General features: G+C 60.8%; 20 protein-coding genes. 9 read left to right on the top strand and 11 right to left on the bottom strand.

Features of this window, described 5'->3' with window-relative positions; genetic code table 11:
- Nucleotides 1-24: 24 nt before the first annotated feature.
- On the top strand, nucleotides 25-456 hold the full coding sequence (locus QQJ84_RS18645) for an aromatic-ring-hydroxylating dioxygenase subunit beta (RefSeq protein WP_284259862.1): 432 nt from the start codon (nucleotides 25-27) through the stop codon (nucleotides 454-456).
- A gap of 626 nt (nucleotides 457-1,082) precedes the next feature.
- On the opposite strand, the gene QQJ84_RS18640 is transcribed toward QQJ84_RS18645, so the two are convergent.
- The 3 genes from QQJ84_RS18640 to QQJ84_RS18630 all read right to left on the bottom strand — a co-directional run bounded on the left by QQJ84_RS18640 (nucleotide 1,083) and on the right by QQJ84_RS18630 (nucleotide 3,732).
- Nucleotides 1,083-2,486 carry a multicopper oxidase family protein gene (locus tag QQJ84_RS18640; RefSeq protein WP_284259835.1) on the bottom strand — a complete coding sequence of 468 codons (1,404 nt, stop codon included), beginning with the start codon at nucleotides 2,484-2,486 and terminating at the stop codon, nucleotides 1,083-1,085.
- Nucleotides 2,487-2,928: 442 nt separating this feature from the next.
- Nucleotides 2,929-3,204, bottom strand: a complete 276-nt coding sequence (locus tag QQJ84_RS18635; RefSeq protein WP_284259834.1) for a metal-sensitive transcriptional regulator — start codon at nucleotides 3,202-3,204, stop codon at nucleotides 2,929-2,931.
- A 123-nt stretch (nucleotides 3,205-3,327) separates the two neighbouring features.
- Nucleotides 3,328-3,732 (bottom strand): DUF302 domain-containing protein, encoded by a 405-nt coding sequence (locus tag QQJ84_RS18630; RefSeq protein WP_284259833.1) that lies wholly within the window; start codon nucleotides 3,730-3,732, stop codon nucleotides 3,328-3,330.
- Between the two features lie 331 nt (nucleotides 3,733-4,063).
- Here QQJ84_RS18630 and uppS point away from each other — a divergent pair, with 331 nt between their 5' ends.
- The 5 genes from uppS to QQJ84_RS18605 all read left to right on the top strand — a co-directional run bounded on the left by uppS (nucleotide 4,064) and on the right by QQJ84_RS18605 (nucleotide 11,052).
- The gene (uppS, locus tag QQJ84_RS18625; protein ID WP_284259832.1) at nucleotides 4,064-4,873 is read left to right on the top strand and encodes a polyprenyl diphosphate synthase; all 810 of its coding nucleotides are present in this window, start codon (nucleotides 4,064-4,066) and stop codon (nucleotides 4,871-4,873) included.
- A gap of 27 nt (nucleotides 4,874-4,900) precedes the next feature.
- Nucleotides 4,901-6,919: a bifunctional DedA family/phosphatase PAP2 family protein gene (locus QQJ84_RS18620; RefSeq protein WP_284259831.1), complete on the top strand. Its 2,019-nt coding sequence runs from the start codon at nucleotides 4,901-4,903 to the stop codon at nucleotides 6,917-6,919.
- A gap of 335 nt (nucleotides 6,920-7,254) precedes the next feature.
- Nucleotides 7,255-8,886 carry a glycosyltransferase family 2 protein gene (locus QQJ84_RS18615; protein WP_284259830.1) on the top strand — a complete coding sequence of 544 codons (1,632 nt, stop codon included), beginning with the start codon at nucleotides 7,255-7,257 and terminating at the stop codon, nucleotides 8,884-8,886.
- The gene (locus QQJ84_RS18610) at nucleotides 8,883-10,163 is read left to right on the top strand and encodes a glycosyltransferase family 4 protein (protein ID WP_284259829.1); all 1,281 of its coding nucleotides are present in this window, start codon (nucleotides 8,883-8,885) and stop codon (nucleotides 10,161-10,163) included. Before QQJ84_RS18615 ends, QQJ84_RS18610 begins: the two co-directional genes overlap by 4 nt.
- Before the next feature lie 31 nt (nucleotides 10,164-10,194).
- Nucleotides 10,195-11,052, top strand: coding sequence for a hypothetical protein (locus tag QQJ84_RS18605; protein WP_284259828.1), 858 nt, complete (start codon nucleotides 10,195-10,197; stop codon nucleotides 11,050-11,052).
- Between the two features lie 30 nt (nucleotides 11,053-11,082).
- Here QQJ84_RS18605 and QQJ84_RS18600 read toward each other — a convergent pair whose 3' ends face one another.
- Nucleotides 11,083-12,237, bottom strand: a complete 1,155-nt coding sequence (locus tag QQJ84_RS18600) for a discoidin domain-containing protein (protein WP_284259827.1) — start codon at nucleotides 12,235-12,237, stop codon at nucleotides 11,083-11,085.
- Nucleotides 12,238-12,480: 243 nt separating this feature from the next.
- Between QQJ84_RS18600 and QQJ84_RS18595 the strand changes: the two genes are divergently transcribed.
- Complete coding sequence (locus tag QQJ84_RS18595; protein WP_284259826.1) at nucleotides 12,481-13,164, top strand: OmpA family protein; 684 nt, start codon at nucleotides 12,481-12,483, stop codon at nucleotides 13,162-13,164.
- Nucleotides 13,165-13,483: 319 nt separating this feature from the next.
- Here the strand turns inward: QQJ84_RS18595 and QQJ84_RS18590 are convergent, their stop codons facing one another.
- Nucleotides 13,484-14,488: a YncE family protein gene (locus QQJ84_RS18590; protein ID WP_284259825.1), complete on the bottom strand. Its 1,005-nt coding sequence runs from the start codon at nucleotides 14,486-14,488 to the stop codon at nucleotides 13,484-13,486.
- Entirely contained in the window at nucleotides 14,485-15,696 is a 1,212-nt protein-coding gene (locus tag QQJ84_RS18585; RefSeq protein WP_284259824.1) for an O-antigen ligase family protein, read from the bottom strand. Before QQJ84_RS18585 ends, QQJ84_RS18590 begins: the two co-directional genes overlap by 4 nt.
- A 32-nt stretch (nucleotides 15,697-15,728) precedes the next feature.
- Here QQJ84_RS18585 and QQJ84_RS18580 point away from each other — a divergent pair, with 32 nt between their 5' ends.
- Both QQJ84_RS18580 and QQJ84_RS18575 read left to right on the top strand, forming a co-directional pair.
- On the top strand, nucleotides 15,729-16,529 hold the full coding sequence (locus tag QQJ84_RS18580) for an alpha/beta fold hydrolase (protein WP_284259823.1): 801 nt from the start codon (nucleotides 15,729-15,731) through the stop codon (nucleotides 16,527-16,529).
- Entirely contained in the window at nucleotides 16,526-17,641 is a 1,116-nt protein-coding gene (locus tag QQJ84_RS18575; RefSeq protein ID WP_284259822.1) for an NAD(P)/FAD-dependent oxidoreductase, read from the top strand. Before QQJ84_RS18580 ends, QQJ84_RS18575 begins: the two co-directional genes overlap by 4 nt.
- Before the next feature lie 102 nt (nucleotides 17,642-17,743).
- Here the strand turns inward: QQJ84_RS18575 and QQJ84_RS18570 are convergent, their stop codons facing one another.
- The 5 genes from QQJ84_RS18570 to aspS form a co-directional block, all read right to left on the bottom strand.
- Nucleotides 17,744-18,511 (bottom strand): AIM24 family protein, encoded by a 768-nt coding sequence (locus tag QQJ84_RS18570; RefSeq protein ID WP_284259821.1) that lies wholly within the window; start codon nucleotides 18,509-18,511, stop codon nucleotides 17,744-17,746.
- A 95-nt stretch (nucleotides 18,512-18,606) separates the two neighbouring features.
- Entirely contained in the window at nucleotides 18,607-19,314 is a 708-nt protein-coding gene (gene phoB / locus QQJ84_RS18565) for a phosphate regulon transcriptional regulator PhoB (protein WP_284259820.1), read from the bottom strand.
- Complete coding sequence (gene phoU, locus QQJ84_RS18560) at nucleotides 19,315-20,040, bottom strand: phosphate signaling complex protein PhoU (protein ID WP_284259819.1); 726 nt, start codon at nucleotides 20,038-20,040, stop codon at nucleotides 19,315-19,317.
- Between the two features lie 12 nt (nucleotides 20,041-20,052).
- On the bottom strand, nucleotides 20,053-20,856 hold the full coding sequence (pstB, locus tag QQJ84_RS18555; RefSeq protein WP_284259861.1) for a phosphate ABC transporter ATP-binding protein PstB: 804 nt from the start codon (nucleotides 20,854-20,856) through the stop codon (nucleotides 20,053-20,055).
- 236 nt (nucleotides 20,857-21,092) lie between these two features.
- Nucleotides 21,093-22,886 carry an aspartate--tRNA ligase gene (gene aspS, locus QQJ84_RS18550; RefSeq protein ID WP_284259818.1) on the bottom strand — a complete coding sequence of 598 codons (1,794 nt, stop codon included), beginning with the start codon at nucleotides 22,884-22,886 and terminating at the stop codon, nucleotides 21,093-21,095.
- Between the last annotated feature and the right edge of the window lie 23 nt (nucleotides 22,887-22,909).

Raw genomic sequence — 22,909 nt, 5'->3', positions numbered from 1 at the left:
CCGCATTAAACAGCAAAGGCACGGATTTTTCCACGACTTCGGAATTGGGAAGCGCTGTTGACGGATGATGCGGAATATCTTGTCCCTCCTATCGGAGTACCGGGTGGCGCTACACTCTCACCAGCCGATACGATGTTTGTGATCTGTGATGACCGGGCGCAGCTGACGGCATGCCTGGACCGGTTGAAAAGTAGCAAGGGGTTTTGTGAGGTTCCCCGCTCCAACTTGCGGCATCTCATCGGCAATGTTCGTATCCTGGCTGATGACGATAAGGCAATCACGGTCTCGGCTAATTTTTGGGTCTACCGGATTCGCCGGGCGGAAATCATTGAATTCATCGGCCGATACCGTTACTTGCTCGTAAAGCATGGCAACTCGTACAAAATAAAAAGCAAGCGCGTGATTCTTGATATTGATGTGCTGCGCGGGCAAGGGAGTATCAGCGTTATTTTATAAATGCGGCGCAAGGATTAACGCCGGTATCACGCCGGCGTATTCGTCTCCGCCTATCGTCGTATCTATATCTGGCCGGTCGCATATGATGATGGAAAAATCACGCTGTTCTCGGAGATTGTGATTGGCGGCGGCCATGTCGGATTGAAGGTGCCGGTACCAGGCGGGGCGATTAGCAACGGATCACCTCGCTGCTGAGCACGCTGCATTACCCGCCGCCGGAGGCTGGGCTGATCACGGCGATCGCCCCGCTGGTTCCCCACCTGGGTGTGCTTACGGCATTTCTGCTCATCGGCAGTTTTCTGCTGGTGGCGGCAATCATCGCGCAGTTTGGCGTCAACACCCGCGCGAAGCTCCTGGATGATATTTCTCCGTAGGCGATCGCGATATCCGCCATCCTTGAGCACGATCGTTTTAGAGCTGGATGACATGAGATGGGATCGCCGCGCGATTACATCTCATGTCTGAATCCTTCTCTGAATTATAAAGACAGAGGGTGATGATGCTGGAGCATTTCCGTGTGAACGGAAAATGCTCCACGAAGCCTTTGAACAAGTTGGCATTGATATAGCGATTCACAATCAGGCGTGCCGCGCATTGATATGACGCAACGCGCGGCTGGCGGTCTGCTATATATAGCGAACCTCCGTCATCATGCCTGCTGCCATGTGGTAGAGATTATGGCAGTGGAACAACCAGCGCCCTGGATTCACGGCATCAAACGCGATGCGCACATTGCCCATGGGCGGCACCAGAACCGTATCACGCATCGCCCCCGGTAAAGCCGTGCCGTTTATGGCAACAACCTGGAAGTGATGGCCATGCAGATGCATCGGGTGCGCCATTTTGCTGTGGTTAACGATGTCGAACGCAACACGCTCGCCTTGTTTCACCAACAGGGGGTCGTGATTCTTCCATTGCTTCCCGTTGATGGTCCAATCATACCCCGCCATGTTGCCGGCGAGAATGACCTGATGCACCCGGTCGATCGGCCGGTTGGTGAGCGGCGTCTGGGCGCGCAAATTGGCCTCGAGTGTGATGCCGCATGCCCCTGCCGATGTGTTGGCTTGTTTTGAGAGTTTTATGATTTTGGCCGAGGGTGTGGCGAGGATAAGGCCCGTGCGGGCGGTGTCCCCTTCGCGCTGGGCCAGGATCGGATATGCCCCCTCGCGCGGCGGGAGGGTAAGCAGCAGATCGAGCCGCTGGCCTTCCGCCACGGGCAGGGGGGCGGAAACATCAAGCGGCTGCACCGCATCGCCATCCACGGCGATCAGCTGTGCCGGAACGCCGCCGGTGCCGATCCAGAAGGCGGTGGCGGTGGCACCATTGATCAGCCGCAGGCGCACGCGGCCGCCACGCTCCACGCGCACGATCTGCGGATCATCCAGCGTGCGGCCGTTGGCGAGATAGGCGTCGAAGTTGATATCATTGAGGTCTGGTCCGTTGCCCATGGCCATGCCACCCATCATGCCCATGCCGCCTTGGCTGTTTTGGGCGGTGAGGCTGGGCAGAATCTCAGCCGGGTCACGGAACGTGAAGTCATGCAGCAGCACCACCACTTCTTGTGTGCTGGCGCGAACATCCTCCGCCGTATGCACAATCAACGGCGCGGCCATCAGCCTTTGCTCCTGCAGGCCGAGATGCGAATGCATCCAATGCGTGCCGGGGCGGGGTACAAAGTCGTAGGCGGCTGAGGCGCCGTTGGCGATGGGTGACTCATAGCCGGTAGCCGTCACGCCATCCTGCGCCACAGGCGGTGTCTGGCCATGCCAGTGGATGATGGTTGGCTCGCCGCAAGCGTTTTCAAGCGTGACGGCGAAACGCTCACCTGGGGCGAGCCTGACGCCGTCGAGGCCGTCAGCGCCTTCAAGCGCGAACATGGAGGCGGATTTGCCGTTAACTTCGATGATGCGCTTGGCCGCGCGCAAACGGCGTATTGGCATCGCAAGCGCCGGGGTGGAGGGCAGCCACGCAAGCGCGCCCGCGCTGGCGCCCGCCAGCAAAACATGGCGCCGGGAAAAATGTCTGAGCATCGTTGATAACCTTTGGAATGATCTGAATTTAAAAAGGCAAGTCTCTGAGAGGCGCGGCGAGATGATCCCGCCAGGGGCTACACGGCAATGCGCGGCGGCGGCGAAACGGGCCGTACAGTCAGGCCGTGCGGGAAGGTTCCGGCCGGCCGGGGGTAAAGGCTGATGATCGGCGATACAATCGCCGGCCCGGCTGAGAAAGGAAGCAGAACGCCCGCCAACCCTGCTGAGAACGTGCAGGATGTTTCTTGATCAGGGCAGCAGGGGCAGGGAAGCGATGGTTGAACCTGCGATGGCATGGCCATGGCATGGGGCAAGGGGCCAACTGCGCAAGGCGAGGCCGCGTTGCCGGGCGATACGCCAAGCAGGAACATCAGCGCAAAGGCCAGTTGGAACAAGCTGCGCGGCAACCGCCCACTCCTATTTTGTGCCCGGGCGATGCGCATCACCTTGTCATCCGCCCCAGGGTTTGCACCAGCTCCTCGACCTTATGGCGTTGATCGGTGATATCGCCGGAGGCGAAGGCGTTGGCGACACAATGGTTGACATGATCGCGCAAAATTTCCTCTTCCACCTTATGCAAGGCGGCGCGAATGGCGCTGATCTGCGTCAGCATGTCGATGCAGTAGCGGTTATCCTCAACCATGCGCAGCACACCGCCAACCTGACCTTCAACCCGCTTCAGCCGTTGCGTCACTTTTTGCCGTGTCGCGTCATGCATCGGGCCGCGCCTTTGATACCATACCCATGCGGGGTATATACCGCATGGCGGGTTCACGGGCAAGCAACGGGTGAGCGGCGCAAGCAGATCGCGGTCATTGAAATTTGGCGCGGCGCGGGCGGGTTAATGTCGCGCCATGGCGTCAATGGTGCCGATGACCGCGCGCAGTTTTTCCCCTACAGTTTGGGCAATCCCGGCAAGGGCCGGATTATCGATGGCTTGCATCGAGGCCACTGGATCAACCGCAGAGATCTCAATCATGCCCCCTGCCTGCTCCTGCACGATCACGTTACAGGGCAGCATTGTGCCGATCTTGTCTTCGGCCTGCAGCGCTTGATACGCCATTTGTGGATTACAGGCGCCAAGAATCCGGTAAGGCCGGAAATCGGCGCCGAGTTTCTCTTTCATCGTCGCTTGCACGTCAATTTCGCTTAACACTCCAAAGCCGTGCTGTTTCAGCGCGGCCTTCGTGGTTTCCACGGCTTTCTCAAACGGTAGTCTTACGGTTGCCGAAAAATGATAGGTCATGGATGAATATCCCCGGCAGTGTCTGGGATTGCTTTGAAATGGCTTGACCCAGAACATCTGGTTTTGCGCAGGATGCAGAGGGCGGCCATTAAGATCAAGGGAATAATAAATTGCGCGTCCGGCTCAAGACATCGAACGGGCGGCGCGCATCCGGTGCAAACGGGTGGATCAAAACCTGCTCAGGGGCCATAAGGGCAAAGCACGGCAGGTTTGCTTACAGTCCTTGTTACAATAACCTCTGCAGAACGGGTACATGAAAGAAACGTCACCATCAAATACAGTCGAACCGGCGAGCCAACCCGCCCTTAAGCCGCGGCCGGGCGGGTTTTCCGTGTTGCGGCGTTGGGCGCGGTTGGTCTCCGGGCCGGTCTGGCGGCTGGTTTATGGCCTTTATGAGCGTCAGCTTGCGCGGCAGGTACGAGCGCTGCCGATGCCCGGCCATGTCGGCATTATTCTCGACGGCAACCGCCGCCATGCGCGTGAGAGCGGCATGCAGGATCCCGGCGCGATCTACCGGCTCGGCGCCGCCAAGCTCGACGATATTCTGGCCTGGAGCGTCGAACTCGGCGTACGCATGGTCACGCTCTGGGTGTTTTCGCCCGATAATCTGCGCCGGCCGGAGACGGAGATCGGCGGGATTTTCGGCGCGGTCGAGGCCAAGATGCGCGCCCTCGCGGCGGATCCGCATATCCACCGCCGGGGCGTGCACGTCGCCGCCATGGGCCGGCGCGACCTGCTGCCCCCCGGGCTGCTGGAGGCAATAGACGCCGCCGAAGCCGCCACACGGGGCAATGATCAAATAACCGTCACACTGGCCATTGGCTATGGCGGGCGGGAGGAGATCGCCGACGCGGTGCGGGCCTTCCTGGCTGATTGCGCCTCGCATGGGCTTTCAACGGCTGAAGCAGCCGCTCAAGTCAGCCCGGCGGCGATCCGGCGGCATCTCTACCTGGCTGACATGCCAGACCCGGACCTGATCATCCGCACCAGCGGCGAGGTCCGCCTTTCAGGGTTCATGCTCTGGCAGAGCGTGCATAGCGAGCTGTATTTCTGCGACGTGAACTGGCCTGTGATGCGGCGGATCGATTACTTGCGCGCCATCCGCTCCTATCAGCGGCGCGAGCGGCGGTTTGGTGTCTGAGCGCCCGCGGTATAGCCTGGCGGCCTGATGCAAGCCTTTGTCTTCGCCGTTATCGCGTTTGCCACCGCGCATAGCCTGCTGGCCTATGGGTTGGCGTTTTTGCTTGCCGGCGCGGAAGCGTTTCCGGTGATCGGGGCGCTGGTGCCGGGTACGGCGGTCATCGTCGGGCTTGGCGCGCTGGTGCCGGGCGGGGCGCTGGCCATGTGGCCGTTGATTGGCGCCACCGCAGCCGGAGCCATTACCGGAGATGGCCTCTCATATCTGTTCGGGCGCCACTACAAGCAGCATGCCATGGCGATGTGGCCGCTGCGCAAACGGCCGGGGCTGCTGGCTTCGGGCGAGGCGTTTTTCACCCGTCATGGCAGCAAGGCGGTGTTGATCTCGCGGTTCCTGCCGGGGGTACGCGCGGCCATACCCATGGTGGCGGGCATGTCAGGCATGGCGGCGGCGCGGTTCTATGCGGTTGATGCCTGCGCCGCCGGGTTGTTCGCGCCGGCGCATATCCTCTTTGGCATGGCGATCGGCGCCTCGCTCACGGTTCTGCACGCCATTGCCGGACGGCTTGTGGTGCTGGTGCTGAGCCTAGCTTTGGCCGTGTGGCTTGTGGTGTGGCTCACACCCTGGGTCATACGCCGTACACTTGGGCTGCTGGCGCGGCTGCGCGGGCCGGTGCGGCACTGGGCGGAAGCCGGGGATGGCTGGGCGCGCCGCCTCGTTCGCTCATTGCTCGACCCCGAACGGCCGGAGACGCTGGGGCTGCTGGTGCTGGGCTTCGCCTTAATCGGCGGCCTGGGGCTGTTTTTTGGTGTTTTGCAAGATGTTCTCGCCGGTGACCCGCTGGTGCGGGCGGATTTGGCGGTGTTTCACCTGCTGCAATCGCTGCGCGTGCCTATTGTCGACCAGGTAATGGTGGCGATAACGGAATTGGGCGATGCCCGCGTCGTTGTGCCTGTTCTGCTGGCGGTATTGGTGTGGCTTTCCTGGCAGCGGGCTTGGCGGGCGGCAGTCTATGGGGTTGCCGCCGTGGCCGGAGCCAGCCTGTTCGCGTTCCTGCTCAAGATCACCTTGCAACAGCCCAGGCCGGGGGGGCTCTATCATGGTTGGAATGCCTATTCCTTCCCAAGTGGTCATGCCACCGCCAGCGTGGCGCTCTACGGGTTTCTGGTGGTGCTGATCTGCCGCGAGGTTGGCGCGCGCGCCCGCTTCGCGGTGACGCTCGCGGCGGTTCTGTTCGTGGGCGCCATCGCTTTTTCCCGGCTGTATCTGGGCGCGCACTGGCTTTCCGACATAATGGCGGGTCTGGCCTTTGGCGTGGCCTGGGTGGCGCTGCTCGGCATTGTGTATCTGCAGCATGCCCGCCGGGATGTGCGGGCGGGCGGTTTGGCCGGGGCTGGACTGGCCGCGCTGCTTGTGGCCGGGGGGCTGCATATCGCCACGGCGCATTCGGCGGATATGCGGCGATATGCTCTTGCGCTGCCAACGCGGCAGATGGCGGCGGCAGCCTGGCTGGATGGCGGCTGGGCGGCGCTGCCGGTGCGGCGGGTGGATCTGCTGGGCGATTACGAAGAACCGTTTACCCTGCAATGGGCCGGGCCGCTGGCGCCGCTGCGGGCCGCATTGCTGGCACAAGGCTGGCAACCGCCTGTGCCGTGGGATTTATCCTCATCGGTGGAATTTTTGTTGCCCAATGCACAGCCGGACGCTCTGCCGGTGTTGCCGCACCTCGATAACGGCCGCGCCGAGGCGCTGGTGCTGATTAAAACCGGCGGCGATGTTCCCGCCAACCAGCGGCTGGTTTTGCGCCTCTGGCCTTCCGGCACTGTGCTGTCCGGCGGCGCAAAGGCGCAGCCGCTCTGGATTGGCACCGCGGTTGCCGAGAGGATTGAGCATCTGAAACCGCTGGCCAGCCTTTTCGATGAACGCAATGATGTAAACGGCGCCTTGCGAATTCTGAAATCTGCCCTGCCGGGCGCGCTCACGCAAAGCCGCGCCCCAACGGTTTCAGGGCCGGCGTGGAATGGAGAGGTGCTGCTCGGGCCGCCTTGAAACAATTCAGCTCGTCCGCCGCGCCGCTGGGTGCAGCCCCTGACGCTGGGGCAAACGGTTTCTCCAACAGGCCGTCAACGGTGGCACCAGGCAGAGCAGCCTTTTTTGGCTGCCCCTGCGAGAAGCCTTTGTCGGTGGCCTCGCCATAAATGTTTCTCTCGCCTCCACCGCGGCAATCGTTGCCGCTTTCAGGCGGATGCTCCAGCGCTCCGGGCGTTAAAATTTAGCCCGCCACCTGTATGGCATTACGCGGTGTAATTCTTGTATGGTTGGCCGTGTGGATAATTTTGGTTTTGTGCTTCTGCTCGGTATGGTGGCGTAAAGGTGGGGCTTAAATGGCAGATATCGATGATCCGGCAGCGATAGCGACAGGGGAAGCCAGCGCTGGCGTGGCGTTTGATGAGGAAACTTACCTGCGCCTGAACCCGGATGTTCGCTTGGCTGTGGCCAGTGGGGGCTTCCATTCAGGGCGGGACCATTACGAAAGATACGGCCGCGCCGAGGGAAGGCCCTTCATGATGCCGCAAGGTGGTGTACGCGGGCGCATCGTGATGACTGCCGCGCCTGATACCCGCCGCGAAAAAGTGAGACTTCCGGCCGCGGCGGTTGATGCGGTCCGGCTTTCTCGTTCCGGCGGGATTTTTGTCGTCGGATGGATTAACGATGTCAGCGACAGGCTGGACAGTCTGGACCTGTATTTTTCCAACTGGTCGGTTTCCCTCGACGCAAACAGCCTGGCACGTGAGCGCAGGGAGGACGCAGAGGAAGCGTTGGCCAATGGGGGCCGGCATCCTTACGGATGGTGGGGCTTCATGTTTGCAGCCAGACGGCTGCCGGCCGGGGTGTGCAGCGTGGTGCTGCGGCTTAAATCCGGCACAGAACTCAGCTTCATGGTCACGGCCGAAATGCTGGAGGACCAGGAGATGCGCAAAGCCACGCTGACGCATCTTGTGCAAGCCAAGTATTTTGGCAACCCGTATTTTGATGCCGTGGCGGCGATTGATGCCACCATCGGCGAACAGATGGCTGACTTTAACAAGATGCTAAGCCGCCGCGCGGTAAATGCGCCGTATGCCGAGCGCTTTGGCGAGACAGGGCGGAGCTATAAAGGCTCGATTATCGTCTGTCTCTACGGCAAGGCGGAATATATGTTCCTGCAACAAGCGCTGTTCTCAAGGCTTGCGGGCATTCATGATTATGAATTCATCTATGTGCTCAACAGCCCCTGGATTGCCGAGCAAACGCTGCGTGAGGCAAAACGCTGCGCGTTGATCTATGGATTGGATATGAGTGTCGTGATCCTTAACAGCAACGCTGGATTTGGTGCCGCCAATAATGCCGCCGCACAATTTGCAAGCTCTGACCGGCTGTTGATCATGAACCCGGATGTGTTCCCCTACGACAGTAACTGGGCGGAAAAACACACCATGCTGATTGAGACCCTGCCGCATGAACAGACCGCGCTGTTTGGCGCGCCGCTTTATTATGATGATGGGTCGCTGATGCATGCGGGCATGTATTTTTGCGAAGATACCATGCCTGGTTTTGCCGGGGGCCGTAAGCGCGAGACCAGTATCTTGCGCGTGGAACATTACGGCAAGGGCGCACCGCCGGAGACTGCGGCGTTTTTAAAACCCCGGCCGGTTCCTGCGGTCACGGGCGCGTTTATGTCTGTGCAGCGGGCCTGGTTTGAGCAGCTTGGCGGCTTCACCCAGGATTATGTGTTTGGCCATTATGAGGATGCGGATTTGTGCCTGAAAAGCATTGAGGCCGGGTGCCTGCCGTGGCTGCATGATATCCGCCTCTGGCATTTGGAGGGCAAGGGCTCGGCGCGCCGCCCGCAGCATGAAGGTGGATCAGTCGTTAATCGCTGGCTGTTCAGCCGTAGCTGGGGCGAAATGGTCCGTAATAGCCTGCTGGGGCCACAGCCTGGTTATGCCGGTCTGGGTGGAGAGGCTGCGTCATGAAGGTTTTGCTGGTTAGTCTTTATCACCCCGAGCTGGTGCGTGGCGGTGCGCAGACGGTGGCTTATGAATTGTTCCAGGGTTTGCGCGAAAGGCCGGATGTGGAGCCGGTGTTGCTGGCGTCCATCGATCATTCCTCGCCAGCGCTTTACAAAAGTGGCGCGCGCATAACAGGATTTGATGGCAGGCCGGATGAGTATCTCTTGCTCACCCAGGAATATGATTATGTTTGGGAGAAGAGCGGCAGTGTCATGCTGGCGGAATCCTATGCGGAGTTTTTGCTGCTGATTAAGCCCGATGTGGTGCATTTTCATCATTTTCTGACCATCGGCATTGATTTTTTGACCCTGACGCGCCGGGTGTTGCCAGAGGTGAAAATTGTATTCACCGCGCATGAGTTCCTGACCATCTGCCCCGCCAACGGGCATATGGTGCGGCGTACCGACGCCTCGCTTTGTTCGCGCGCATCTGCCGTGCGCTGCCACCAATGTTTGCCGGACCGAGCGCCGGAGCATTATTTCATGCGCGAAATGTGGATGAAGCGGCATCTGGAAGCGGTGGATATTTTTACCACGCCCAGCCGGTTCATGATCGGCCAGTTTGAGAACTGGGGCCTGGAACGCTCGAAGTTTGTGCATGTTACCAACGGGCTGTTACCACATGGCATACAGCCCCCGGCGGCCTCAGCCGGGGAACGGCGCAACCGCTTTGGTTTTTTTGCGCAGCTGGTAGACTCCAAGGGGCTGCATGTTTTGCTGCAAGCGGTGACATTGCTTCGCGCCAGCGGGTTTAACGATTTTATCGTTGAGATTAATGGCGATAACATCCAGTTTGCAACGCCGGCACGGCGCCAGGAGATTGAGGATTTTCTTGCCGCCGAAGAGGCGTTGCCGCTGGCGGAGCGTAACGTAATTTTTAACGGCTCCTACCACCATGACCAATTGCGCGGGCGCATGGCGCGGGTGGACTGGGTCGTGGTGCCCTCAGTATGGTGGGAAATTTTCTGCCTGGTGATCTCGGAAGCCTGGAGCTTTGGGCGGCCGGTGATCGCCTCTAACGTCGGCGGCCCGGCGGAGCGCATTACCGATGGTGTGGACGGCTTGTTGTTCGAGATGGGCGATGCCCGCGCTTTAGCTGAAACCATCCGCCGCGCCTGCACTGAGAAGGGCTTGTGGGACAGCCTGGCAGCCGGGATTACGCCGCCCGCCAGCCGTGCGGAGATGGTGGCGGGGTTTTTGGAGGTTTATGAGGGCGTGAACGTAAGCGCGGCGGCGGCGTAACAGGATGTTATCGAGTCAGCGCTGGCGGGAAATGGGTCTACTTGTAAAAAAAGTTGCAGTAATCACGGACGCAATCTCGCCGGAGTTTTTTTTCCCCCGCTGGCAGCGTTATTATGGTGGTTTGTTTGGTCAGGAAAATCTGCATGTTATCACATATGCAGGTATGAAGCCGTTGTTTCGCGATGTTCAAGTGGGCAATATCTGGGAGGTAAACAGGCCATACGATGATAAATTGCGGGTTGATTTGATCGCTGATTTCATAGCTGTATTGCTAAATAGCTACGATGTAGTGCTGCGCTGCGATGTTGATGAATTTTTATTCCCTGATCCGGCCAGATTCTTGAATCTCGCTGATTTTGTGGAAAAAAATATGCAACCCTATGTTACAGCGCGCGGAGTGGATGTGATTGAGTTGGAAGATGATCCGCCGCTTGATTCGAATGCTCCTGTTTTGGGAAATCAGCGGCACTATGGCCTACGTTCGGCAGCCTTGAACAAGACGTGTCTGACGACGGTGCCTTTGCGTTGGGCTCCTGGGTTTCATGGTGCGAATGCATCCCCACATTTTTCATATCTATATAATTTCCACCTTAAATGGGCGGATATTAAAGCCCGAATAATCTGGAACGAAAAAATGCTCACGGGTCTCACGCCGGGGACGTCTGAGCATACATATTTTGCGGTTGGTGCGGAGCATTTACTCAGTGTCGCAAAATTTTTCTCGAATAAACCGAAGCTGGGAGAAGAGACAGAAGGTGAATTTGACCGGCGTTTTCTTGGTTCAGTAAATGTTCACCAGGAGAGCCAGATATATCAGGGAGAATTTATAACTCAGGATTTTTTGTTTTCCCTTGAGAAACAGTTTAATACCCCTGCAGCTGATTTCTAACGAAAGCAGGCTTATCATATCGTCTAACGACTAGGCAGCAATATGCCTTTCCCACCCCAGATGACGGGCATAGCCGCCTTCATCTAAAATTACCGCACGATAGCCCAATGCTGCATAACGATTGCCAACCATGGGTTCGTCCAGATCGTCCGTATGATTAAATATGCGCGAAAAAGGACCAACAGCATCATAATCAGATTTTCGGCGTAGCCCTGGGTTCCATGAAAATCCATGCCACATATCGAGGTAACCACAAGCCAAAACGCCGAATGTTTTGCAGCGTGCGCGAAAGCTCAAAGGATGGCCGTTGGTGTCGTTCCAAGCTCTTAACCAGACGCAGACACATGATAAATCAGATTTCAATATTTCCATGCTTTTCTCGATAAAGCCTGGCCGGTAAAACTCCCAATCATCTTCACAATGGAAAATATATGGGGTTGTCACATAAGAATAGGCAACATCGATCGCATGGAGTTGACCCCGTCTCGTGTTGATGCGGATTAATCTGGCACCATATCGGGCGCAAATATGTTCCGGGTTTGCATCGCCATCCTCCACGACGATTATCTCCTTGATGGCGTTATAGGTGTTGTATTGCTCGAACGAACGAAGCGTTTGTTCAAGGAGATCATGCCGATTGCAGGATGTAATCACGACGGTGACGTCACCATTCGGATTTATTTTATCTGCCGGGGAAATTTCTGAAATTGGAAACCCCACCGCCTCGGCCGGCTCACTTGTGTAAACTTCGACCTGATCGAGGTGAAGATAGCCGGTTCCGAGCAGCGTTACGCGCACAAACCTGCCCCATGCAGGCCACGGTTCGCGCCAAATATAGGGGTTGCAGCCCCCCTCTACCGGGATATCATCGTCTTTTCGTGTAATTTCTGCCCAAACCTCACCGTCAATTGATACGGAGATGCTGAAATTTTTAAGTCGGGACGAGGTGGCATCGCATGTGTTGTGAATGCGGACCTCGGATATTTTGTAATTTTTGACGAGATCAACCTGCCACCAGGGGTTTTGTTCCAATGCGGTATGAAATTTCCGGGCACCGTCGATCTTGCCGTTGAGCGCACCGGCTGCGTCTTCCTGAGCAGTAGGGGCCTGTGACCATTCAGAGACCGAACTCTGGGTCGCTGGCTTGCCCCGGCTAATAAGCCGATCGATAGATGGTTGCAGCATCGCCTCTTCCTTTTGTCAAAACGATGCTATCATGTTTACAAAGCGAGCTATAGCCCGGTCACCGGGCCGGGTACTCAGATTAAGCGGCTCCCAACAGCCAAACGCTTGCTCCCCCATCGGAAAATAGCGTAGACTTGGCGGAGACAGATTAGGCCAACGCGTCCGGCAATTCATTCCGTAAGCTGTCCACAATTGCCTGGCGACGTACGAAACTGAAAATTCATCAGGAGAACGCCGATGCAAATGACCAGAACCGTTCACCGGACTGCTGCCGCCTTTATGTGCGTCACTCTGCTCGCGGGGTGCAGCCAGCAATATGCTCAAAACAACCCCGGCGCCGCCAGTGCCGCCACGGGGGCGGGAATTGGCGCCGTCGGTGGTGCGTTGATCGGCGCACTGGCCAGTGGCGGCCAAGCGCGCGGCGCTGTCATCGGCGCGCTGGGCGGTGCGGCGGCAGGCGGCCTTGGCGGGTATCTCTGGAACCAGCATCTGGAGGCGCAGAAGCAGCAATTGCAGCAATCCGCGCAGGGTACGGGCGTGCAGGTCACCCAGACAGCGGATAACCGCCTGAAGGTCAACATTCCGGCCGATGCCGGCTTCGACACCGGCAGCGCGACGCTTAACCCGCGCATCAATCCCATCCTCGATCAGCTGGCTTCAGGCGTGCAGCAAAACCCGACCGAGACAGTGCAAATTGTTGGCTATACAGACAGCACCGGCTCCAGCGAGATCAACTATCCGCTGTCTGACCACCGGGCCGGGAGTGTGCAGTCGTATCTCGTCTCACGCGGGGTTAACGGCCAACGCATTACCACTCAGGGCATGGGGCCGCAGAACCCGGTGGCCAGCAATACCACCGCAGCCGGACGCGCGGCCAACCGCCGCGTGGAAATCTACGTGGCCTTCCCGGCGCAACCGGCCGGTTAGAGCCTGATCGCTTTAAGTGCGATCAGGCTCTAACCGTTTTTCTGAGGACGATTCACGCTTTCGGCCCGCCCGGTTGAGCGAACCTCAAACGATCGCGCTTTAACAAATCAGCTGACCCGGTAACACGCTATGAACCCCGCGACGCGAATAAGGCCTTAACGATCCGCGCCGCCACCGGTGCGGATGCCGCCTTCCGATCGGCCCGGAAGCGGACTATTCGGCTGCCCTGCGTGGACGGATAGGGTGTCTGTATTTTGTCTTCTCTCAAAGCTACGAGAGGCCGTTGGGCCACAGACACGTGTTGTTCGAGCGGTGCTTTTTACAGTCTTTCGGCCGTCAGCTCGCCCGTTTTCTGCATTTCGGTGTTGAGAAATATGCCGTGCGGCGAGCGGCCGACGGTGATGGTATCAAAATTGCCGGTATCGGGGTCCAGAATGGCGACGGCTTCGTTGAAGCGGAGCGCGATCCAGATTTTACCGTCGGGCGCAATCCCGATGTCGTCCGGGCCGCCGGGGATGGGGTAGTCGCGTTTAACTTCCAGGCTCACCGGGTCGAGCGCCGAGAGTGTGCTGCCGACGCGGTTGGAGACGTAGAGGGTTGAACGGTCAGTCGAGAGAAAAATGTTGTGCGCGCCTTCGCCCGTCGCCTGGCGGCGGGTGATTTCGCCGGTCAGCGGGTCAGCCTCGACGATGCCGTTCTCGCCCATGATACAGATCAGGAGCTTGCCGTTGTGCCAGAGCACGCCGGCGGGGGTTTTGCCGATGGGCACGCTCCAGCGCTCGGTCATGGTGGCGAGGTCGATGGAGACCAGCGTGTTCGACTTTTGCATGCTGTGGAAGCTGAAGCGGCTGTCGGGGGAGAAATCCATATGGCTGGGGAATTTGCCGGATTTGAAGCGTTTGACGAGCTGCATGTTGGTGGCGTCGTAGATGTCGACATAGTCGAGGCGCAGGGCGTTCACCACAAGGTATTTCTGGTCCGGCGTGTAGGCGAGCTGATAGGGGTCGGCGATGCGGATATGGCCCATGGGCGCGGCGGTCAGGGGATCGAAGATAAACAGCGCGTTGCCGCTGGCATCGGAGACATAGAGTTTTTTGCGGTCCGGGGTCAGCGCCCAATGGCTCGGCTCACGCAGCATGGGCAGGGTGTTGATGACCTGCTTCGTTGTCATGTCGATGACGGAGATGGTCGCCTCGCCGGAGTTCATCACCATGGCCAGTTGCTGTGGCGCGGCGGCGCCGGGGGGCATGGGCGTGTCAGCCAGGGCTTGTGCGGGGAAGAGAGCCAGAGGCAGGAGCGAGACAGCAGTGCGGCGCGTAATCATGCCGCCAGACTAGCCCTTTCCGGCTGCGTTGCGAAGACCGTGCTGGTCCAAAGGAAAAAGATGCTCGCGGTGGTGGCGATGAGGGTGTTGTCCGTCACGGACTGTAGTGCGAACCCGAGGAACACCAGACGCATGAGCCAGCGCTGGGCGGCAGGCAGGGCGGCGGTGCCGCGTTTTGCCCAGAGAAACAAAAGGCCGATGAGGAGCGCGAGGCCGATGATGCCGCCCTCGGCGCCGATTCGCAGATATTCATTATGCGCGGCGTTGGTGCCGGTGAGAGTGAAGATGGCAGCGGTGAGGGGGACGATGACTTTACCCGCCCCGGCGCCCCAGCCGAACCAGGGCGAGCTGCCAAACGCCTGTTCGAAATAGGGCCAGATGAGGTTGCGATTGGAGAGGTTGGCGGCCTCGCCGCGCTGCGCCAGGGTTACCACGCGCAGGAAGCTGAGCGCATTGAAAAAGATGAGGCCGAGGCTGGCAAAAGCGCCCGCCGCGGCGAGCAGCATCAGGCGGCGCTGGGCGAGGAGCAGCCCCGCGCCCATCACCGCGGCCAGAGCCAGCGGCGCGCGCGCGCCTGTGAGCAGGATGAGGGTGAAGTTGGCTATAATCGGCAGTGCGGCGGCGCGGGTTGGCGTGCGCAAAAAGCTCATCAGCCCCGCGTAAAAACCAGTAAGGGCGAAACCGGCGAGAAAGGCGGGTTCGCCCGCGCCGCCGAGGCGGATGGCGCCTTGCTCCGTGACATAAAAATGCCCCTGGCCGCTCAGGGCGAGGAGCATGCCAAACCCCACCGTGGCCAGCGGCGCCCAGATGATGGTGCGCTGCACGGTGCGGCAGAAATCCTCCGGGAGGCGGACCAGGCTGAACAGAAAGGGCGCGGCCGAGCCGATTGTTGAGCGCAGGCTGGCGGCGATGCCAAGCCCGGGGTAGAGGCCGTGCATCAGGCCGGTTGCGAACATGAAGGCGAACGCCAGGGCGGGGTTGAACGGGTCGCGCCGCCAGCCGTGGCGCAAACCCAGCGCCAGCACAATGCTGAGTCCGCAGGCCTTGAGCAGGCCGGTGGCGGGCTCCTGACCTCCAAACAACCCCCCCGCCCAAACATCGGGCGAGGATTCCACCAGGAGAATCCATAACACACAGGCGGCGCGGGGAAAGCGCAGGGTTAACCCCAGGGCGCAGACTGCGGAGAATACAACCAGGGCTTGCATCATGCTGCGTTCATAGCTGGTTTTCCGGCGGGCGCTTGAGATTATTTTCCGATGCGGCGAAGGTGGCGGGGATGATTCTCAATACATTGATCTCGGGCGAAGGCCCGCCGCTGGTGCTGCTGCATGGTTTGTTCGGCGCGGCGAAAAACCTGGGTGCGCTCTCGCGCGGGCTCAGCCCGCAGGCGCGGGTGATCGCCATGGACCTGCGCAACCATGGCGACAGCCCGCACGGCGCGGCGATGGATTTCGCCACCATGGCGGGGGATGTGGCCGATACCTGCGCGGCGCTGGGCGTGGCCCGCGCGCGGGTGGCCGGGCATTCGCTGGGCGGCAAAACGGCGATGATGCTGGCGCTGCTGCGGCCGGAGCTGGTCGAGCGCCTCGCGGTGCTGGATATCGCGCCGATGCGCTATGACCATGATTATGATGATTATGTGAAGGCGATGCAGGCGATTGAGCTGCACCCAGGCTTGAGCCGCGGCGAGGCCGACGCCGCATTGGCCCATGTGGTGAAGGCGGCGCCGATGCGCGCGTTTCTGCTTAACAATCTGAGCCTGGGCGCTGTGCCGCACTGGCGCGCGGGGCTGGATGAAATCGGCGCGGCGATGCCTGATCTGCTGTCCTGGAACGAGCCGCAGGGAGCCTTGCCTTACCAAGGCCCGGCGCTGTTTTTGCGCGGCGGCGAGTCGGACTATGTGCCCGATGCGGCCGGGCCGGGGATAAAGCGGTTGTTTCCGCGTGCGGTGGTGGAGACGGTGGCGGGCGCCGGGCATTGGCTGCACGCCGAAAAACCTGCGCAGGTGCTGGCAAGTTTGCAGGGGTTCTTTTTTCCATGAGCCAGGGCTTCGACATGATCGTGATCGGCGCGGGCATTGCCGGCGCCACCGTGGCGGCGGGGTTGGGGGCTACGCACAAGGTCGCGCTGGTCGAGGCGGAGGAGCAGGCGGGTTATCACACCACCGGGCGCTCAGCGGCGATCTGGGTGCGCAACTACGGACCCGCCGATGTGCGCGTGCTCACCGGGCTCTCGCGTGAGTTCTTCCTGAACCCGCCTGCGGATATCGGCACGGACCGGCTGGCGGTGGGGCGCGCGATCGTCTATCTGGCGCCGCCGGCGCAGACCGGCGCGCTGGACGGGTTGATCAGCCAGGGGCTGGGGATCGAGGAGATTTCCCTGGCTCAGGTGAAGGCGATGGTGCCAGCACTGATCGAGGGTTACGCCGTGCGGGCGGGAATCGAGACTGATGGTTTCGACATGGATGTCGCGGCGCTGCACCAGTTCTACCTCCGCCGGGCGCGCGCGGCGGGCGGGCAGTTGATGCTGCGCAACCGGGCCGGGCGCATCGCGCGCAAAAACAGCGCCTGGGAGGTGGAAACCTCGACCGGCGCGATCCTGTGCGCGCCCATTGTGGTGAACGCCGCCGGGGCCTGGGCGGATGAGGTCGCGCAGATCGCCGGGCTGGCGCCGATCGGCCTGGTGCCGTGCCGGCGCACCGCCGCCATCATCGACCCCGCGCCCTATCAGGTGGAACACTGGCCGATGGTGCAATCCGCCGCGCATGATTGGTACATCCGCACCGAGGCCCGCACCCGGCTGATGGTAACCCCCTGCGATGAAACGCCGATGTATCCGCATGACGTGCAGCCCGATGAGCTGGATGTCGCCACCGGCATCGACCGGATGCAAAAAGCCCTGAATATTCCAGTGCGGCGGGTGGAGCGCGCCTGGGCCGGGCTGCGCACCTTCTCGCCCGACCGCAGCCTCGCCTTTGGCTGGGATAACGCCGCCCCCGGATTCTTCTGGTGCGCGGGGCAGGGCGGCTACGGCATCCAAACCGCGCCGGCCGCGGGCGCGCTGGTCGCGGCCATGGTGAAGGGGGAAGACCCTGGGCCGGCCACGGGGATTATTGCCGCGATCGATCCGATGCGGTTCCGCGGGAGAGTTTAGACAAGCGCGAGCGTTTGAGGTTCGCTCAACCGAGCGAGCCGAAAGCGTGAATCGTCCTCAGAAAAATGGTCAGAGCCTGATCGCGCTTAAAGCGGTCAGGCGCTAACGCTGCCCGAAAATATCCCCGAGGATACCGCCCGCAATGGCCGCGCCGCCAATTTGCGGGGCGGTGGCCACGGCCTGCTCGCCGCCGAGATAAGGTGAGAGCGCGTGCGCGAGATTGGGCACGGTCATGCTTTGCAGCCAGACCTTGCCGGGGCCGGTTAGGCGCGCGATGAACAGCCCATCAGCGCCGAACAAGGCGTTCTTGATGCCGCGCATGAACACAATGTCAAAATTCACGCTATCCTGGAACATGCCGATATGGCCAGGGTGAACCTGAATGGATTCGCCAGGGCGCAGATCATAGACCACGGCCTCGCCGCCAAGTTCGACAAATGCGGTGCATGGGCCTGCGAGTTTTTGCATCACAAAGCCATTGCCGCCGAAAATTCCGGCGCCGAGCTGGCGCTGGAAGCCGATGGAGAGATTGACCCCCTGGGTGGCGCAGAGAAACCCATGCTTATGGATCATGTAGGAATGGCCAGCCGGAACATCGACCTGCTGGATAGTGCCCGGCACTTTCGCGGCGAAGGCGATCAGCCCCGGTCCACCCTGGGGCGAATATTCGGTCATAAACAGCCCGCCGCCCGAGAGGGCACGGCCGATGGCTCCAAAAAACCCGCGCGCCCCGCCGGTTTGCGTCGTGGTGTTGAGCTGCATGTTATCGCTCATCCAGGAAAATTCGCCTGGTTCAGCGATGATGACCTCGCCAGGGTCGAGCCCGATCTGCAACACAGGCATGGTGGTCCCGGCGATCGTGTGTTTCATGGCTGGCTCCCGATTGTTGCCGCCAATTCAAGCACTTTTTGCAACAACGGCCAAGAAAAAAACACCGCCTTCCCAGGCGCGGGCCAATTTGAAGCCTAAAGCGCTGCTTCCAGGTCCAGCGCGTAGCCGGCGGCGCGGATGGTGCGCACGATGTCAATTTCGCCGGGGCCGTTGATGGCTTTGCGCAGGCGGCGGATGTGAACATCCACGGTGCGGGGTTCGACATGGATGTCGCGGCCCCACACGGCGTTAAGCACGTCTTCGCGCGAGAACACGCGCTTGGGGTGGCGCAGGAAGAATTCCAGCAGGCGGAATTCGGTTGGCCCCAGATGCAATATGCGGCCGTTGCGCTGCACCCGGTGCGAGGCGGGGTCCAGCGAAATGTCGTGAAAATTCAGCTTCACCTTGGTCGGCACCGAGCCGGCGCGGCGCAGCAGGGCGCGAATGCGCGCGATCAGCGCCTCGGTGGAAAACGGTTTGGTGATGTAGTCATCGGCCCCGGTGTCCAGCCCGCGCACCGCGTCCTGTTCCTCGGCCCGCGCGGTGAGCATGATAACCGGCAGCGTGCGCGTGGCGGGGCGGCGGCGGATCTGGCGGCAGACCTCGATGCCCGACATGGTGGGCAGCATCCAGTCCAGCAGCACCAGGTCGGGCGGGGTCTCGGCGATGCGGGTCAGCGCCTCGCCGCCATCGCCCGCGTCTTCCACGCGAAAACCCTGTTTTTCAAGATTATAGCGCAGCAGCGTAACCAGCGCGGCTTCGTCCTCGACGATGAGGATATAGGGTTTGTTCTGGTCGGTCATTTATTGCCCAGCTGGGTTGGCGTGGATATAGGCCGACGTCTGGTCGCCCTTGGGGCGGAACTCGGGCAGGGATTCGCCGGTGACGGCGTAATAGGTCAGCTCGGCGATATTGGTGGTGTGGTCGCCGATGCGCTCAAGGTTTTTGGCGATGAAGAGCAGATGCGTGCAAGCGGTGATGCTGCGCGCGTCCTCCATCATGTAGGTGATCAGCTCGCGGAAGATGGTGTTGTAGAGATCATCCACCGCCTGGTCGGCGCGCCATACGGAGATGGCTTTCTGCGGGTCGGCCTCGCCCACCGCGTCGATGCTGGATTTGAGGTTTTGCTGCACCAGGGCCGCCATCTGGCCAAGGCCCGAGAGCGCGAAGCGGCTGGCGGCCTGGTTGATGACGATGCTGCGCTTGGCGATGTTGGCGGCATAGTCGCCCACGCGCTCCAGATCGGTGACGACCTTGAGCGCCTGGATGACCTGGCGCAGGTCATCAGCCACCGGCTGGCGCAAGGCCAGCAGGCGCACGGCGAATTGCTCGATGGCGCGCTCCTCGGCATCGATCTTCGGGTCGTGTTCAATCACATTGGCGGCAAGCGCGGCATCATGTTCCAGCAGCGCCGTAGCGGCGTCAGCCACCGCGCGTTCCACCAGCCCGCCCATCACGGCGATCATGTCGCGGAGTTTCTTCAGCTCCGCTTCAAAGCTGGCGACGATATGTTTGGGTTCATCGGGCATGGCGCTGCTCCTTTAGCCGAACCGGCCGGTGATATATTCCTGCGTCTTGCGCTCACGCGGGGCGGTGAAAATCTGTGTCGCGGGGCCGGCTTCCACCAGCTCGCCGAGGTAGAAAAAAGCAACCTGGTCGGCGCAGCGCCCGGCCTGTTGCATGTTGTGGGTAACGATGACGATGGTGAAGTCGCGCTTCAGCTCATCGATCAGCTCCTCGATCTTGAGCGTGCTGATGGGGTCGAGCGCGCTGGTGGGCTCATCGAGCAGCAAAACCTCGGGCCGCACCGCGATGGAACGCGCGATGCACAGGCGCTGCTGCTGGCCGCCCGAGAGGCCGAGTGCGGAAGTATGGAGCCGGTCCTTTACCTCACCCCAGAGGGCAGCGCGGGTGAGCGCCCATTCCACGCGTTCATCCAGCTCGGATTTGGAGAGCTTCTCGTGCAGGCGCACGCCGAAAATCACGTTCTCGTAGATTGATTTCGGGAAGGGCGTGGGTTTTTGGAACACCATGCCGACACGCCGGCGCAGGTGGTGCAGATTTTGCCCAGGCGCGATGATGTTCTCGCCGCTGATCAGCACCTCGCCTTCGGCGCGCTGGCCTGGGTAGAGGTCATACATGCGGTTGAGCACGCGCAGCAGGGTGGATTTGCCGCAGCCCGAGGGGCCGATCATCGCCGTGGTCTGGCGGTCCGGAAAATCGATGCTGATGTTGCGCAGCGCCTGGTTGGCGCCATAGAAAAAATCGAGATTACGGATTGAAACCCGTGCGTCGGTCATCTGTGCCTTGGGGGTAAGGGCTTCGGGTGGCGCCGCTTCAGGCATAATTGGACTCGCTATTTCCATCTGCGCCTCCATAGGCGCGTTTCATGACAGTAAAATGACAGTACCGTGAAGCTTCCGTGACAGGAAGGGGGCCTGATTGCGCCTTCGAAGACGAAATAAGGCCAGATGCCCCGGGAAAGACGGTAAACGCCATTTTATCTCCTCCAGGGCCGCGGAATATAAAATTTAACAGGCGAAACGCCCCGGCGCGCTCAACACGCGCCGGGCGCGCGGGGTCAGGTTTTGATCACTTTGGGCGGCAGCGCCAAAGCGATGGAGAGTTCCTTCAGCCGTGGCGCGGCAATGGGCGCGGGGGCACCCATCATCAAATCCTCGCCCTGCTGGTTGAGCGGGAAGGCGATGACCTCGCGGATGTTGGGCTCGTCGGCGAGCAACATGACAATGCGGTCGATCCCAGGTGCCGAGCCGCCATGCGGCGGGGCGCCGAAGCGGAAGGCATTCAGCATACCGCCGAAGCGCGCTTCGACTTCTTCTGGCCCGTAGCCCGCGATCTCGAAGGCGCGCAGCATGATATCCGGGCGGTGGTTTCTGATTGCGCCGGAGGAAAGCTCGATGCCGTTGCAGACGATATCATACTGGAAGGCTTTGATGGTCAGCGGGTCCTGGTTCTGGAGCGCCTCCATCCCGCCCTGGGGCATGGAGAAGGGGTTGTGGGAGAACACCACCTGCTTCAGCTCTTCGTCGTATTCGTACATCGGGAAATCAACGATCCAGCAGAACTTGAACGCGCCCGCCTTGATGAGGCCGAGATCGTGGCCCAATTTGGTGCGCACGGTGCCCGCGAATTTGGCGGCGTCCAGCGCCGAACCCGCTGCGAAGAACACGGCGTCACCAGCTTTCAAGCCACAGGCGGCGCGAATTTGCTCGGCGCGCTCCGGCGAGAGATTTTTGGCAATCGGCCCCTGCGGCCCGGCGTCGGAGAAGGTGATATAGCCCAAACCGCCCGCCCCCTCGGCGCGCGCCCATTCGTTCAGCTTGTCAAAAAAGCTGCGCGGGTTGGCACCGGCACCGGGCGCCGGAATGGCGCGCACGATCCCCCCGCCTTCGATGATTTTGGCGAACAGGCCGAAGGAGGAGCCGCGAAAAGCCTCGGTGACGTCGGAAATCTCGATCGGGTTGCGCAAATCGGGCTTGTCGGAGCCGTATTTGAGCATCGAGACGTCGTAGGGGATGCGTGGGACGGCAAGGTCAACCTCGCGGCCATTGGCAAATTCCTGGAATACACCAAGCAGGATCGGCTCAATGGTGTTGAACACGTCCTCCTGGGTGACGAAACTCATCTCAAAGTCGAGCTGATAAAACTCGCCCGGCGAGCGGTCGGCGCGCGAAGCCTCATCGCGAAAACACGGCGCGATCTGGAAATAACGGTCAAACCCGGCGACCATGAGCAGCTGCTTGAACTGCTGCGGCGCCTGGGGCAGCGCGTAGAACTTGCCCGGATGGTTGCGCGAGGGCACCAGGAAGTCGCGCGCGCCCTCAGGGCTGGAGGCGGTGAGGATCGGGGTTTGGAACTCGGTGAAATTGGCCTCGATCATGCGGCGGCGGAAGCTGGCGATAACGCCGGCGCGCAGCATGATGTTTTTGTGCACCTGCTCGCGCCGCAGATCGAGAAAGCGGTATTTGAGGCGCAGCTCGTCTGGGTAGCTCTCATGCCCCGCAACCTGGATGGGCAGGACATCGGCGGTGGATTGCACGAGCAGGTCTTCCACCCGCAGCTCGATCTCCCCGGTGGGGAGTTTCGGGTTGGTGGTGCCCGGCGCGCGTTCCACCACAGTGCCGGTGAGGGTGATGACGGACTCAACGCGCAGCGACTCCGCCGCCGCAAAGGGCGCCGAGCCGGCCGCGAACACGCATTGGGTGAGGCCGAAATGGTCGCGAAGGTCAATGAACAGCAGCCCGCCATGGTCGCGCTTGGCGTGGACCCAGCCGGAAAGCCGGGCGGTTTGGCCGATATTCGCTGACCGCAGGGCGGCGCAGTTGTGGGTGCGGTAGGGATGAGAGTGTTGCATGAGAGGCGAATGAAACCGCAGCC

Origin of the sequence: Acidocella aquatica (assembly GCF_030160635.1) — a bacterium.
Lineage (GTDB): Bacteria > Pseudomonadota > Alphaproteobacteria > Acetobacterales > Acetobacteraceae > Acidocella > Acidocella aquatica.
The sequence above is the reverse complement of the archived record's forward strand: the minus strand, read 5'-3'. Positions and strand labels throughout refer to the sequence as shown.

What these genes read in the sequence shown, in the direction of transcription:
- QQJ84_RS18640 (WP_284259835.1), bottom strand. Translation starts at nt 2,486, where the DNA reads ATGCTCAGACATTTTTCCCGGCGCCATGTTTTGCTGGCGGGCGCCAGC.
- QQJ84_RS18635 (WP_284259834.1), bottom strand. Translation starts at nt 3,204, where the DNA reads ATGCATGACGCGACACGGCAAAAAGTGACGCAACGGCTGAAGCGGGTT.
- QQJ84_RS18630 (WP_284259833.1), bottom strand. Translation starts at nt 3,732, where the DNA reads ATGACCTATCATTTTTCGGCAACCGTAAGACTACCGTTTGAGAAAGCC.
- QQJ84_RS18620 (WP_284259831.1), top strand. Translation starts at nt 4,901, where the DNA reads ATGCAAGCCTTTGTCTTCGCCGTTATCGCGTTTGCCACCGCGCATAGC.
- QQJ84_RS18615 (WP_284259830.1), top strand. Translation starts at nt 7,255, where the DNA reads ATGGCAGATATCGATGATCCGGCAGCGATAGCGACAGGGGAAGCCAGC.
- QQJ84_RS18610 (WP_284259829.1), top strand. Translation starts at nt 8,883, where the DNA reads ATGAAGGTTTTGCTGGTTAGTCTTTATCACCCCGAGCTGGTGCGTGGC.
- QQJ84_RS18605 (WP_284259828.1), top strand. Translation starts at nt 10,195, where the DNA reads ATGGGTCTACTTGTAAAAAAAGTTGCAGTAATCACGGACGCAATCTCG.
- QQJ84_RS18600 (WP_284259827.1), bottom strand. Translation starts at nt 12,237, where the DNA reads ATGCTGCAACCATCTATCGATCGGCTTATTAGCCGGGGCAAGCCAGCG.
- QQJ84_RS18595 (WP_284259826.1), top strand. Translation starts at nt 12,481, where the DNA reads ATGACCAGAACCGTTCACCGGACTGCTGCCGCCTTTATGTGCGTCACT.
- QQJ84_RS18590 (WP_284259825.1), bottom strand. Translation starts at nt 14,488, where the DNA reads ATGATTACGCGCCGCACTGCTGTCTCGCTCCTGCCTCTGGCTCTCTTC.
- QQJ84_RS18585 (WP_284259824.1), bottom strand. Translation starts at nt 15,696, where the DNA reads ATGATGCAAGCCCTGGTTGTATTCTCCGCAGTCTGCGCCCTGGGGTTA.
- QQJ84_RS18575 (WP_284259822.1), top strand. Translation starts at nt 16,526, where the DNA reads ATGAGCCAGGGCTTCGACATGATCGTGATCGGCGCGGGCATTGCCGGC.
- QQJ84_RS18570 (WP_284259821.1), bottom strand. Translation starts at nt 18,511, where the DNA reads ATGAAACACACGATCGCCGGGACCACCATGCCTGTGTTGCAGATCGGG.
- phoB (WP_284259820.1), bottom strand. Translation starts at nt 19,314, where the DNA reads ATGACCGACCAGAACAAACCCTATATCCTCATCGTCGAGGACGAAGCC.
- phoU (WP_284259819.1), bottom strand. Translation starts at nt 20,040, where the DNA reads ATGCCCGATGAACCCAAACATATCGTCGCCAGCTTTGAAGCGGAGCTG.
- pstB (WP_284259861.1), bottom strand. Translation starts at nt 20,856, where the DNA reads ATGCCTGAAGCGGCGCCACCCGAAGCCCTTACCCCCAAGGCACAGATG.
- aspS (WP_284259818.1), bottom strand. Translation starts at nt 22,886, where the DNA reads ATGCAACACTCTCATCCCTACCGCACCCACAACTGCGCCGCCCTGCGG.